Here is a 12,441-nt window from a genome sequence, read left to right as displayed (position 1 = left end):
TGCCAGGTCTAAACAATTATCTTATCGTCATCAATTTTATAGCCAAACATGATTAACTTTTCTTCACCGTCCCAAAACGTGATTTGACGCTTTTTGTTGAGCATCAATTTAGTAAGTAAGTCTTTAATCAACAAGGGTTGTCTATGTGCTTCTTGGTACAAAACTAGATTTCCTACTCCGTCTATATCAATAGTAGTAAAAGGGATAATCTGTTTGTCTTTATTATAGTAGATACCTTCATACTCAGTTGTAAAAACTTTTGTACTTAAAGCAGTTAACAATTCTTGTGCTCTCATGAAGACACCATGCCTTTATTTAATACACAGTAACGTTTAACAACAAATTGTTTCCTACTATTATATATACCACTGACAACAATTTCGGAATCTTCCATGATATCATACATAAAATTAAGACTGTGTTGCGCAATCAAACAGTTGATATCACCGACGTTAAATCTGACAAGAGGGGAGGCAGACAGCTTTAAAACTTTGATTTTACTAACAGTACCTTTAATTGTTTGCATAGATATCACTCCTACAATAGATTAATTTAGTACGATTATACAAACGTATGTTCGTTTAATCAAGCGAACAAATTATTAAGATTGATGGTATAATAGTTAAAAATAACTAACAGAGGTGTACCATGAATCCGTACAAAGAACTTATTCAAAGACTTGTAGATGGCGAAATAGAAGAGATAAAGGTTGAACGAGAAAATGTAATGACATTTATAGAAGCGTGGAAAGAACGTGAAGATAGAAAATATATTGTCGGTGAAGCAGCACATCACGGAAATGTTACTTATCGTTATGATCCAACAGTATTATAAAAAAAGAAGGCTCCTAAATCGGGCCTTCTTTTTTTTATTTTTGCCAACATCTATTTCAATGTTGGCAAAATGTTGGCAAAACTCTTTTAAATAGTAATTATTTATCATTTAAAAACTAGTAAAAAGTTGATGTGACTTACTTTGCATCATCATCCATCTTAAGAACTGCCATGAAGGCGTCTTGTGGAACTTCGACTGAACCGATTTGTTTCATTCGTTTTTTACCTTCTTTTTGCTTCTCAAGTAATTTACGTTTCCGAGAGACGTCACCGCCATAGCATTTTGCTAAAACATTTTTACGCAGGGCTTTAATATCCGAGCGAGCAACAATTTTTTGTCCAATAGCAGCTTGAACAGGAACTTCAAATTGTTGACGAGGAATCAGTTTTTTCAACTTTTCAACGATTGCTTTTCCACGTTCAAAAGCGAAATCACGATGGACGATAAAGCTTAGAGCGTCTACTTTTTCGCTATTTAATAAAATGTCCATTTTCACTAGACGACTTGTTCGGTAACCAGACATTTCGTAATCTAAAGAAGCATAGCCTTTAGTACTTGATTTTAACTTATCAAAGAAATCAAAAACAATTTCTGATAAAGGAATTTCATAAATAACATTTACACGGTAATCATCTAAATAGTCCATTGTCACAAAATCACCACGTTTACGTTGTGCTAATTCCATTACTGCTCCTACATAATCATTAGGTACCATAATTTGTGCTTTGACATAAGGTTCTTCCACGCTGTCAATAGTTACTGGTTCTGGAAATTCAGCAGGGTTATCGACAATTACAGTGGAGCCATCTGTTTTATTAACATGATAGATTACTGATGGAGCAGTTGTAATTAATTCTAAATTGAATTCACGTTCTAGGCGTTCTTGAATAACATCCATGTGAAGCAAACCTAGGAAACCACAACGGAACCCAAAACCTAATGCTTGAGAAGTTTCTGGTTCAAATTGTAATGCAGCATCATTTAATTGTAATTTCTCTAATGCTTCACGCAAATCGTTATAACGAGAAGTGTCGATAGGGTAGAGACCACAATAAACCATAGGATTCATTTGACGATAGCCTTCAAGAGCGTCTGTCGCTGGATTATTGGCTAAAGTAATTGTGTCACCAACACGTGTGTCTTGTACAGTTTTAATGGCTGCTGTCACATAGCCAACATCTCCAACCATTAAATAATCACGTTGAATGGCTTTTGGTGAAAAAACACCAACTTCAGTTACATCAAATGTTTTTCCGTTACTCATCATTTGGATTTTATCACCTGGGCGAATAACACCATCCATCACGCGGACATTTAAAACAACTCCGCGATAAGCATCATAAACTGAATCAAAGATTAGCGCTTTTAAAGGTGCTTCTAAATCACCTTGTGGTTGTGGGACGTATTCAACGATTTGTTCTAAAATATCTTCAATACCAATCCCTGCTTTTGCACTGGCTAATACCGCTTCGCTAGCATCGATACCGATAACATCTTCAATTTCTTTACGAACACGTTCTGGATCAGCGGCAGGTAAATCAATTTTGTTAATAACAGGCAAGATTTCCAAATCGTTATCTAATGCTAAATAAACATTTGCTAGTGTTTGGGCTTCAATACCCTGGGCAGCATCAACCACTAGGACAGCTCCTTCACAAGCAGCTAAACTTCTGGAAACTTCATATGTGAAATCGACATGTCCTGGCGTATCAATCAAGTGAAAGATATAAGTTTCACCATTTTTGGAAGTAAAGTTCAATTCAACAGCATTCAGTTTAATAGTAATTCCACGTTCTCTTTCTAAATCCATGGAATCAAGGAGTTGCGCTTGCATTTCTCGTGAACTTACAGTATTCGTTTTTTCTAAAATACGATCAGCTAAAGTCGATTTTCCGTGGTCAATATGTGCGATAATGGAAAAGTTACGAATCTTTTTTTGACGCTTTTTCATTTCTTCTAAATTATGCATGGATAAATTCCTCATTTCTTATAGTCAGCCTTTATATTATACCAACGAAAGTAATAGATTTAAAGAGTTTTGTTATACCTTAAACTGACAAAATTTCTATGAGTTTGTTATACTATAAAAAACAAGAGATGGAGTTGGAATTATGGATAAACCTTTCAATCATAATTTAAAAATTCGCCCAGTTGAAGAAAAAGATGTGGCGCAATTTAATGAATTACTGAGTTATGTCTTTCAAGTGACAAAATCAGACATTGAAGAAAGTGGCTTTGAAAACAAACGAGAAATGATTAAGTCTAAAAAACCAATCTTAGAATTATCAAAAGTCTTTGGATGGTTTAATAATGAGCAATTAGTTTCACAAATTGCGATTTACCCTTGTGAAGTAAATATTCATGGAACACTTTACAAAATGGGAGGTGTAACAGGTGTAGGTACTTATCCTGAGTATGCTGGTCATGGTTTAATGAATGAACTAGTTCGGGTATCCTTAGAGAACATGCGTGAAAATCAACAATGGATTTCTTATTTATATCCGTATAGCATTCCTTATTATCGTCGTAAGGGATGGGAAATCATGTCGGATAAATTGACGTTTAAAATTCGAGATACGCAATTACCTAAGAACGTCAATGTATCGGGGATGGTAGAGCGTCAAGAAGTTGATCATGAAGATGTTTATAAAGTGTATAATCAATTTGCTAAAGAAAACCATGGTGCCTTGCAACGAACAAAGTTTAATTGGGAAGAGTATTGGCGTTATGAGAATGAAGAACAGCGTACAGCAGCAATTTATTATGATGAAGCCGGCAATCCTAAAGGGGTGTTGTTTTATTGGATTGCTGAAGAGGTTTTTCACATTAAAGAGATGTTTTATTTGAATCAAGAAGCACGTAATGGCCTATGGAATTTTATTACTGCACATTTTTCAATGGTTTATTGGATTCAAGGAAATATTTACAAAAATGAACCATTAGCCTTTTTATTGGAAGACGGGCAAATTCGTGAGACGATTGAACCCTATTTCATGGCAAGAATTGTTGATGTTGAAGAATTTCTAAAGGTGTTTCCTTTCAAACCTTTCAGAAAAAACTTCCATTTTGTGGTCAGCGATCCGTTAGCTCAATGGAATAATGGTATCTTTGGTTTAATATGGGAAAACGAACAGTTGCAGGTAGTAAGAGAAGCTGTGGGAGAGCCGGTTTATCTCGATATTCAAACATTAACTTGCTTATTAATGAATTACCGTCGTGCTGCTTACTTAGCTCAAATTGAGCGAATTGATACTGATAAAGAGACATTACGAACATTAGAGCGAATAATCCCTGATATGGCAGCATATTTTAGTGATGACTTTTAAAAAACTTTTATAATTTTGGAGGGAAAACCATGAATATTTATTTTGCAGCACCAATGTTTGCAAAAAGCGATTTAGTTTACAATGCTTATTTAGTAAAAATGATTCGAGAGAGATATCCTGAAGTCAACATTTATTTACCTCAGGAAAATGCAGCAATTAATAATAAAGCAGCTTATGCAGATAGTAAAATGATTGCGTTAGCTGATACAGAGAAAGTTTTAGAAAGTCAGTTGATGATTGCAGTATTAGATGGTATGACCATTGATGCTGGTGTTGCTTCAGAGATTGGGATTGCCTATGCAAAAGATATCCCTATACTAGGATTATACACAGATACGCGTCAACAGGGTGGGGAACATCCTAAAAAGTTGGCTGCATTGCAAACTGTAGGTGAAAATCAGTTTCATTACTTAAATTTATATACAGTGGGCTTAGTTAAACTAAAAGGTGAAATTTATTCATCTGAAGAAGATCTTTTAACAGGCTTGGCTGCGCATATGGAAAGTAGCGAGGCATCCAAATGACATTTGAAACAAAATTAAGACGAAGCTTATTAATTATTGGTTTATTCACATTAGCGTTTAATGTTGGAGAATTATTTTTAGGAGTACCACCACTTGCAGCATTAGTTACTATTATGGAATGCCTTATGGGGATTGCTTTAATTTATGGTCCACAGTTTTTAAAAAGTTTTTTTAAGATTGTCTTTCCACCATCAATTGTTTATTTTTATTGGTTCTTCTTATTACTTTCAGTTTTTATCGGAACCTGTTTGCATATGATGGATATTATCCCATTTTGGGATAAAATTTTGCATATGACTAGTCCAATGATTTTAACCGCTGTAGGATATGGAATAATCTGCACGTTGTTAGGTAGCCTGGATAATGAAGTCAGTGATATTTCACCATGGGTTTTCTTACTGTTTGGCTTTTCATTTGCTGGTGTATGCGGTGTTTTTTGGGAGTTTTGGGAATGGTCATGGGATGCGATAGGCAATATGAATCTACAACGTTACATGACAATCGATGGTGTGGAATTTGTTGGACATGCAGCTTTATCTGATACGATGGGGGATTTGTTAATCAATACGATTGGCGCAGTAATTATGGGTGTATTCTCTTGGAATCAGTATCGCAAAAATACAAAATATTTTGAAGGGTATCAAATTCAAATTCTGAAATAAGAAAAATGACCAGTCTTTTAAAAGATTGGTCATTTTTGTCTACTATAGATTAAAAAGTGAACATGACAATTAATAGGCAGTTAAAATTTTTTTCGTTACAATAGAAGTAGTATTGAAAAGGAGGAGCTACGGTATGACAGAACCAGTTTTAAAAGACCCGAGAAAGATGTATCATACAGGAAAGTTTTCGAAACAGGATCAAGACACTCCAGCCTTAGAAGAAGACATGGTTATTCAACCTGATTGTGGAGAAGAAAGTTACCAGGGAAATAATCGGCTAGAAAATCGCCGGGTATTAATTACAGGAGCAGATTCTGGTATTGGACGAGCTGTTGCCATTGCGTTTGCGAGAGAAGGTGCCGATGTTGCACTTCATTTTTTACCTGGAGAAGAAAAAGATGCGAATGAAGTTGCTGAATACATCAAAAAAGCAGGAAGAAAAGTTGTTTTACTGCCGTATGATTTACGCAATGAACAATCACCACATGAAATTATTAAACAGGCCGTGAAAGAATTAGGTGGTTTAGACACATTGGTTTTAAATGCTGCGCAACAATTCGCTCGTAAATCAATCAGTGAGTTGGGGATTCAACAAGTTAGCGATACCTTTACAGTCAATATTATTGCCATGTTTGCTTTAGTTAAAGAGGCAGAACCTTATTTGCCAGCAGGAGGTGCTATCGTTACAACTACTTCGGTACAAGCGACTGATCCAAGTGACAACTTATTAGACTATGCTGCAACTAAAGCTGCTATTAGCAATTTTACAGTTAATTTAGCAACCCAATTTGCTAAAAAAGGAATTCGAGTTAATGGCGTTGCTCCTGGCCCAATTTGGACACCACTGCAATTAGCTGAAGGACAGCTTCCAGGTGCACTATCTGAGTTTGGACAGGATTCTTTATTAGAACGTGCGGGCCAACCAGTAGAATTAGCTCCAGTATATGTCTTTTTAGCCTCAAATGAAGCTAGTTATGTAACAGCTCAAACCTATGGTGTAACTGGTGGAACTGCGATAAATTTATAGAAACAATAAACGAAGGTCTGACGAATCAGACCTTCGTTTTATTTTGGCGTTTGGTTATTGTGTAGTCGCTGTTCTGCCATTGCAAGTTTTACAATAGGATCTTCTTCAATTGGAACTTTATCCAAATGTTCATCGACTTCGTCATCTTCGGTTACTTGCGGTTTTTCATCCAAATTATATTCTTTTTCGATGTCATCGATTTTATCAAAAGGATTGTGTTCTTTACGTTCTTCCGCCAATTTTTTTAACTTATCATCAGGGTTCGTCATAGTTCATTCCTCCTTTCTTTTATGATAACAAAATAGTGTATAGATGACAAAAGAAAGGGCTTTCTTTTATTTGAAATAGTTTTTATTTTTTAGGTAAATACCAGTTAAGATAGTTAAAATGATGGTGAATAGCATGACAATACCAAAACCTAACGAAGATTTTGCCCAAGGGAGACCACCTGTATTCATTCCCCAAATACCTGCGATAACAGTAGGTATAGACAAAACTAGTGCTGCTGATTCCAGGTATTTCATCAGATGGTTTAAGTTGTTATCAATCATACTGGCAAAAAGACTGCCAATTGTGTTAATTAAATCATGATAAATTTGAACTAATTTTAATGCTTGTTTTTGTTGTAATTTGACATCGTGAATTAGAGCAGGGTTATTTACTTTTTGAAGTAGGCATTCATCTTCCAAAAGTTTATCTAACATTTGATTTTGATCAGCAAGAGTATGATCGATAAAAATAATTGCTCGATCGACATCAGCTAATTGGAACAAGCGTTTACTATCTGTCGTTTGGCGCGCAGCTGTATCCAGGTCATCTATTTCTGTTTTTAATTCTTTTAATCCTGCAATAAAATGACGATAGCTTGTTAAAAGAGCAGTAAGTAAAACTTGTTCAAATGAACGAAACGAAGTTTTTTTTTCTAATAAATGTTGAATAAAATGGCTATTCTTACCAATATAAGTAATTAAAAGATCCTCAGATAATATAAAAGAAATAGGCTCGATTCGTTGTTCAATATTTTGATATTCAGAAGAAAGATTCAATAATACAACTGATATAGGGTTAGATAGCTTAGTGTCTTTTAAATATTCAATACGCGAAACTTCACCTGAATCATCGGCACCGATGAAAATATCATCAGGTAATGAAAAATCTGTTAAAAGCTGTTCGATTGTCGCATCTTCTTCTTGATCAAAAACAAGCCAATTGTGATTTTCGGAGCTTCCGTTTTGTAAACCATGGTCTTTATCAATCGTATAATAAGCTAACATCTACTCACCTCATTTGTTATTTGTTACTGTTAGCATACCATATTTTTCCTGTTAGATAGGATGCATGGACTTGGAAACTAAGTTATACTAAAAACATAGAATGAGAAAGGAATTATCTTATGAAAAATGAACAACACTCCTTTTTTTCAACATATGAAATTGCGTATTTAGCGATGACAGTGGCTGCTTGTGTAGTTGGCAGAACCTTATTTCAATTTATTCCTAATATCCAACCAATGACTGCTATTTTTTTGATTTTAACGTATCAATTAGGGATTTCACGAGGGTTGGTAGTGAATGTTTTGTCATTAATTATTACTAATTTATACATGGGGATGGGGATATGGACGATTTCTCAAATTCTTTCATTCAGCGTTATTATTTTATGTATGGGTCTATTGTGTCGCTGGTCTCTTTTTCGTAAAAAGCGTAGTTTACAAGTGATTTTTAGCGTGATTTCAGGTTTTTTGTATGGTTTTGTTATTGCTGGGATTGATGTGCAAATCTATGGAATCCCCCAATTTTGGCCATATTATTTTGCAGGTTTATATTTTGATTTCTTACATGGCCTAGGCAATGGCGTTTTTTATTTTTTATTAGCTCCGATTTTTCAGCAATTATTTTATCAAATAAAAGAGAAGGCTTAGTTAGGCCTTCTCTTTATTTGTAAGTAGCTCTAAGGTTTCTTCTAGTTCCAAGATGACCTCTTCATCAGTTTCTTTTTCTTGCATTGATTGCAACTGTGATAGATATTGTTCGGGATTTCGCTTTGTTAATTGTCCGATTGCCCAAACTGCTGTCCCGCGAATAACAGGGCGTTGGTCCTCCAAACATTTAACAATGTCAGGAAGTGCTTCACGGCCACCGAGATTAGCAAGAGCAATTAGTGCATTGCGTTGTAAAGGCTTTTTCCCACGCCATGATCCGGCTAAATGCCCAAATTGTGCTTTAAATTGTTTATTAGAAATAGAAAGCATAGGCGTTAGTTTCGGGAAAACTTCATCTGGTTTTGGTTCCATTTCTTTATGAAAATGAAAATCTTTTCCTTTGTTATAGGGACAAACTAGTTGGCAAATATCGCATCCATAAATAGTATTACGGATTTTACGGCGATATTCTTTAGGCATCATGCCTTTGGTTTGTGTCTGATAAGATAGACATTTTTTGGCATTCATTCGTCCATCCCCTAATAAAGCACCTGTCGGACAACCTGTAATACAACGTGTACAATCACCACAACCATTTGGTACAGGGGTATCTGGCTCAAATTGAATATTGGTAATGATTTCACCTAAATAGACAAAAGATCCATATTCTTCCGTAATTAGTAAGCCATTTTTACCAATGAAGCCTAAACCTGCACGCTGCGCAACCGCAACGTCCACTAATTCACCAGTATCAACTTGCGGTGCAAATCGCCAGTTTGCTTCTTCTTGCTCAGAAGCAGCTTCTGTTTTAATATAGTCGATTAAGCGTTCTAAACGGTCTTTTAGAATGTTATGATAATCAATCCCCCAAGATGCTCGAGCAAATTGTCCGCGTTTTTCATCACGAGGGACTTCTTCGTGAATTCGAGTCGGGTATGCTAAAGCAATCGCAATGATACTTTGAGGATTTTCAAACGTCTTTTCAGGATAAATTCGCTCATCAATCACTTGGTGTTCAAAGCCTGAGGTATGACCAGCTTCTCGTTGCTCGATTAAAGAGTCTTTTAAGTATTCGAATGGTTCAGCTGTTGTAAAACCAATTTTATCAATGCCTATTTTTTTACTTTCGGCAATAATTTTTTCTTTTAAGGTTAACATCAAACACACTCCATTTTGTTCATTATCTGCACTAACTATAACATAGATTGTTGGATTCTATCCTAGAAAAACACATTGTTCATCTAAACTTTGCTTCGTATACTAATAGTGAGGAGGGAAACGTATGGAAAATTTTGATTTATTAGAAAAATTATCTTTCGAACGTGTTGCTGGTTCAGCAGAAGAATATCAAGCAATGGCCATCATTAAAGAGGAAGTTGAGAAATATGGTGTTAAAGTTGAACTTGAACCATTTACAATTGATTTTGCAGAAGAAATGAAGGCTACCTTTGAAGTTGTCACTCCAGTTAATGAAATATTTGAAGTAACTGGTGTCGGTATGGGCGGAGTTGGAGAGGTAGAAGCCGAATTCCTTTATATTGATGCGTTAGATTCAATTAATTTGGTACAAGCAAAAAATAAAATTGTCTTGTTTAATGGTGGAATTACGTATGCTTCATATAAAAAAATTATCGAAGCGGAGGTTGCAGGCTTTATTACTTTTAATGGCGACTGTTACGATGAGTACACAGATATTGAAGAACGTTATTTACGTCCAAAATTACAAGAACTTGGGAAAATACCTGGAGTTACGATGAGTATTAACGATGCTGAGAGATTGGTCCGGATGAATCCTCAAAAAGTTAAAATGAATATAATTAGTAAAGAAAACCTGCGAACCTCACATAATATTGTGGCAACAATTCCTGGAGAAAGTCAAGAAGTCGTTGCTTTTACTGCACATTATGATTCAGTTCGGCATTCAAAAGGCGTTTATGATAATGCAACAGGAGTGTTGGCAGTTTTTGACTTTTTGACTCATTTTATAAAAACAAAACCCAAGCGTACGCTGAAATTTATTTGGTGTGGTGCAGAAGAGCGTGGGCTTTGTGGATCAACAGCCTATGTGAAAGCCCATCAGGAAGAATTATCTAATTATCGTTTAGTCATCAATATTGATATGCTTGGTGCCGTTTTGGGACATGATGTGGCATGTGCAACTGCAACAGAAGCTGTGATTCATTTTATTGATTTTGTGGCGAATGAGCTAGGGCATGGAATTAAAACGAGTCAAGGTGTTTATCCAAGTGATTCTACTCCTTTTGCAGACGGTGGCGTGCCTGCTGTGACTTTTGCTAGAGGTGCTGCTCCGGGTGGTCCAGTGATTCATTCAAAAAAAGATGTGATTGATTTTCTAAGTATAGATTCTTTTAATAAAAGTGTTGCTTTTATTGTTGCCTTTGCTTCACGAATTATTAATGCACAAGTCATGCCAATCTCAAGAGAAATTTCAGAAAAGATGAAAGAAGAGCTAGATGTCTATTTATTAAGAAAAGAAAAATGAAAAGAAAATAAAACTTTTTCATAAAAAACCTGCTTCGTTGTAGTCTATTTTCCTAAAAAATGATAAAATAATTAAAATAAAATTTTTCTAAGGGAGAGCAATGTATGACTTTATTATATAGAAGCACACGAGATGCACAAAACATCGTATCAGCTTCGCAAGCAATTCTACAAGGTTTAGCGACAGATGGTGGCTTGTATGTGCCAACGGAATTACCAAAACTTACATTAAATTTTGATGAATTAGCAAAACAAAGCTACCAAGAAATCGCTTTTACTATTATGAGCGCATTTTATCCTGACTTTACAGAAGAAGAATTACGTCATTGTATTAATTCAGCATATGATGAAAAATTTGATGATGCAGCAGTTGCACCTGTAGTAAAAAAAGATAATCAGTATTATTTAGAATTATTCCATGGTTCAACAATTGCTTTTAAAGATATGGCATTATCAATTTTACCGTATTTGATGACAACTTCTGCCAAAAAAAATGGTGTTGATTCAGAAATTGTTATTTTGACAGCTACTTCTGGCGATACAGGAAAAGCAGCAATGGCTGGCTTTGCAGATGTTCCAGGAACAAAAATTATTGTCTTTTATCCAAGAGATGGCGTCAGCAAAATTCAAGAAAAACAAATGGTTACGCAAAAAGGTGACAATACGTATGTTGTGGCCATTGATGGGAATTTTGATGATGCTCAATCAACTGTTAAAGCTTTATTTAATGATGAAGCTTTAAAACAAAAATTAGCAGAAAATGGTAAACAGTTCTCTTCTGCGAATTCGATTAATATTGGTCGTTTGATTCCACAAGTAGTTTATTATGTATACGCCTATGCACAATTAGTCAAAGCTGGAGAAATTAAAAATGGCGAACAAATCAATGTTTCAGTGCCTACTGGAAATTTTGGTAATATCTTAGCAGGGTATTATGCCAAACAATTGGGTGTACCGTTTAATCAGTTGATTTGTGCATCAAATCCTAATAAAGTATTAACGGATTTCTTTCAAACTGGTGTTTACGACCGCAATCGTCCATTTTTTGTTACTTCTTCACCATCGATGGATATTTTGATTTCAAGTAACTTAGAACGTTTAATTTTCCATCTAACAGGCGATGATGTAACAAAAACCAAAGAATTAATGGACCAATTAAGTGTAGCTGGTTCGTATGAAATTACGCCGGAGATGAAAGAAAAATTAGCTGAGTTTTACGGTGATTTTGCAACGGAAGAAGAAACAAAACAAGCGATTAAAAAAGTATATCAAGAAGCTAATTATGTGATTGATCCGCATACTGCCGTGGCAGTAGGTGTCTTAGACAAATATCAACAAAAATCAGATTTACCAGCATTAATTGTTTCAACTGCCAGTCCTTATAAATTCCCTCGTGTAGTTGTTGAAGCTTTAACTAACACTGTAACAGATAAGGATGATTTTGAATTAGTTCATGAATTAAATGAATTATCCAATGTAATAATTCCAAAAGCGGTAACGGAGCTTGATGATGCGCCAATTCTTCATAAGCGTGTGATTGCAGTAGGCGATATGAAAGCCTGTGTGGAAGATATCTTAGGCGTGAACTAATCAATTAAAAATAACGATCCGAATAATAGAGACTGCATTTCAGTTCTATTGCTCG

At 35.2% G+C, this 12,441-nt stretch carries 14 protein-coding genes; 8 read left to right on the top strand and 6 right to left on the bottom strand.

What is annotated here, in order from left to right:
• Positions 1–8 precede the first annotated feature (8 nt).
• Both AC4BC5_RS00450 and AC4BC5_RS00445 read right to left on the bottom strand, forming a co-directional pair.
• Positions 9–296 (bottom strand): hypothetical protein, encoded by a 288-nt coding sequence (locus tag AC4BC5_RS00450; protein WP_490496217.1) that lies wholly within the window; start codon positions 294–296, stop codon positions 9–11.
• A complete protein-coding gene (locus AC4BC5_RS00445) occupies positions 293–526 on the bottom strand; it encodes a hypothetical protein (RefSeq protein WP_490496216.1) in 234 nt (77 codons plus the stop codon). Before AC4BC5_RS00445 ends, AC4BC5_RS00450 begins: the two co-directional genes overlap by 4 nt.
• A gap of 122 nt (positions 527–648) precedes the next feature.
• Here AC4BC5_RS00445 and ykzS point away from each other — a divergent pair, with 122 nt between their 5' ends.
• Positions 649–834 carry a protein YkzS gene (gene ykzS / locus AC4BC5_RS00440; protein WP_490496215.1) on the top strand — a complete coding sequence of 62 codons (186 nt, stop codon included), beginning with the start codon at positions 649–651 and terminating at the stop codon, positions 832–834.
• Positions 835–970: 136 nt separating this feature from the next.
• Here ykzS and lepA read toward each other — a convergent pair whose 3' ends face one another.
• The gene (gene lepA, locus AC4BC5_RS00435; RefSeq protein WP_490496214.1) at positions 971–2,803 is read right to left on the bottom strand and encodes a translation elongation factor 4; all 1,833 of its coding nucleotides are present in this window, start codon (positions 2,801–2,803) and stop codon (positions 971–973) included.
• A 142-nt stretch (positions 2,804–2,945) separates the two neighbouring features.
• On the opposite strand from lepA, the gene AC4BC5_RS00430 reads away from it, so the two are divergent.
• The 4 genes from AC4BC5_RS00430 (at position 2,946) to AC4BC5_RS00415 (ending at position 6,373) form a co-directional block, all read left to right on the top strand.
• The gene (locus AC4BC5_RS00430; RefSeq protein WP_490496213.1) at positions 2,946–4,160 is read left to right on the top strand and encodes a GNAT family N-acetyltransferase; all 1,215 of its coding nucleotides are present in this window, start codon (positions 2,946–2,948) and stop codon (positions 4,158–4,160) included.
• 29 nt (positions 4,161–4,189) lie between these two features.
• Positions 4,190–4,684, top strand: coding sequence for a nucleoside 2-deoxyribosyltransferase (locus AC4BC5_RS00425; RefSeq protein WP_490496212.1), 495 nt, complete (start codon positions 4,190–4,192; stop codon positions 4,682–4,684).
• Positions 4,681–5,346 (top strand): DUF2238 domain-containing protein, encoded by a 666-nt coding sequence (locus AC4BC5_RS00420; RefSeq protein ID WP_490496211.1) that lies wholly within the window; start codon positions 4,681–4,683, stop codon positions 5,344–5,346. Before AC4BC5_RS00425 ends, AC4BC5_RS00420 begins: the two co-directional genes overlap by 4 nt.
• A gap of 133 nt (positions 5,347–5,479) precedes the next feature.
• A complete protein-coding gene (locus AC4BC5_RS00415; protein WP_490496210.1) occupies positions 5,480–6,373 on the top strand; it encodes an SDR family oxidoreductase in 894 nt (297 codons plus the stop codon).
• A 38-nt stretch (positions 6,374–6,411) separates the two neighbouring features.
• Here AC4BC5_RS00415 and AC4BC5_RS00410 read toward each other — a convergent pair whose 3' ends face one another.
• Both AC4BC5_RS00410 and AC4BC5_RS00405 read right to left on the bottom strand, forming a co-directional pair.
• Positions 6,412–6,642, bottom strand: a complete 231-nt coding sequence (locus AC4BC5_RS00410; RefSeq protein WP_490496209.1) for a hypothetical protein — start codon at positions 6,640–6,642, stop codon at positions 6,412–6,414.
• Between the two features lie 66 nt (positions 6,643–6,708).
• Complete coding sequence (locus tag AC4BC5_RS00405) at positions 6,709–7,647, bottom strand: magnesium transporter CorA family protein (protein WP_490496208.1); 939 nt, start codon at positions 7,645–7,647, stop codon at positions 6,709–6,711.
• Positions 7,648–7,766: 119 nt separating this feature from the next.
• On the opposite strand from AC4BC5_RS00405, the gene AC4BC5_RS00400 reads away from it, so the two are divergent.
• Positions 7,767–8,294, top strand: coding sequence for an ECF transporter S component (locus AC4BC5_RS00400; RefSeq protein WP_490496207.1), 528 nt, complete (start codon positions 7,767–7,769; stop codon positions 8,292–8,294).
• Here AC4BC5_RS00400 and queG read toward each other — a convergent pair whose 3' ends face one another.
• Positions 8,295–9,452, bottom strand: coding sequence for a tRNA epoxyqueuosine(34) reductase QueG (gene queG, locus AC4BC5_RS00395; RefSeq protein ID WP_490496206.1), 1,158 nt, complete (start codon positions 9,450–9,452; stop codon positions 8,295–8,297).
• A 124-nt stretch (positions 9,453–9,576) separates the two neighbouring features.
• Between queG and AC4BC5_RS00390 the strand changes: the two genes are divergently transcribed.
• Positions 9,577–10,797, top strand: a complete 1,221-nt coding sequence (locus AC4BC5_RS00390) for a M28 family metallopeptidase (RefSeq protein WP_490496205.1) — start codon at positions 9,577–9,579, stop codon at positions 10,795–10,797.
• Positions 10,798–10,901: 104 nt separating this feature from the next.
• Positions 10,902–12,386 carry a threonine synthase gene (thrC, locus tag AC4BC5_RS00385; RefSeq protein ID WP_490496204.1) on the top strand — a complete coding sequence of 495 codons (1,485 nt, stop codon included), beginning with the start codon at positions 10,902–10,904 and terminating at the stop codon, positions 12,384–12,386.
• Positions 12,387–12,441 lie beyond the last annotated feature (55 nt).

This window comes from Enterococcus sp. AMC2644, assembly GCF_058216475.1.
The sequence above is the reverse complement of the archived record's forward strand: the minus strand, read 5'-3'. Positions and strand labels throughout refer to the sequence as shown.

Coding starts and splice junctions, on each gene's coding strand:
- AC4BC5_RS00425 (WP_490496212.1), top strand. CDS start 4,190: ATGAATATTTATTTTGCAGCACCAATGTTTGCAAAAAGCGATTTAGTT.
- thrC (WP_490496204.1), top strand. CDS start 10,902: ATGACTTTATTATATAGAAGCACACGAGATGCACAAAACATCGTATCA.
- AC4BC5_RS00390 (WP_490496205.1), top strand. CDS start 9,577: ATGGAAAATTTTGATTTATTAGAAAAATTATCTTTCGAACGTGTTGCT.
- AC4BC5_RS00415 (WP_490496210.1), top strand. CDS start 5,480: ATGACAGAACCAGTTTTAAAAGACCCGAGAAAGATGTATCATACAGGA.
- AC4BC5_RS00450 (WP_490496217.1), bottom strand. CDS start 296: ATGAGAGCACAAGAATTGTTAACTGCTTTAAGTACAAAAGTTTTTACA.
- queG (WP_490496206.1), bottom strand. CDS start 9,452: ATGTTAACCTTAAAAGAAAAAATTATTGCCGAAAGTAAAAAAATAGGC.
- AC4BC5_RS00420 (WP_490496211.1), top strand. CDS start 4,681: ATGACATTTGAAACAAAATTAAGACGAAGCTTATTAATTATTGGTTTA.
- lepA (WP_490496214.1), bottom strand. CDS start 2,803: ATGCATAATTTAGAAGAAATGAAAAAGCGTCAAAAAAAGATTCGTAAC.
- AC4BC5_RS00400 (WP_490496207.1), top strand. CDS start 7,767: ATGAAAAATGAACAACACTCCTTTTTTTCAACATATGAAATTGCGTAT.
- ykzS (WP_490496215.1), top strand. CDS start 649: ATGAATCCGTACAAAGAACTTATTCAAAGACTTGTAGATGGCGAAATA.
- AC4BC5_RS00430 (WP_490496213.1), top strand. CDS start 2,946: ATGGATAAACCTTTCAATCATAATTTAAAAATTCGCCCAGTTGAAGAA.
- AC4BC5_RS00405 (WP_490496208.1), bottom strand. CDS start 7,647: ATGTTAGCTTATTATACGATTGATAAAGACCATGGTTTACAAAACGGA.
- AC4BC5_RS00445 (WP_490496216.1), bottom strand. CDS start 526: ATGCAAACAATTAAAGGTACTGTTAGTAAAATCAAAGTTTTAAAGCTG.
- AC4BC5_RS00410 (WP_490496209.1), bottom strand. CDS start 6,642: ATGACGAACCCTGATGATAAGTTAAAAAAATTGGCGGAAGAACGTAAA.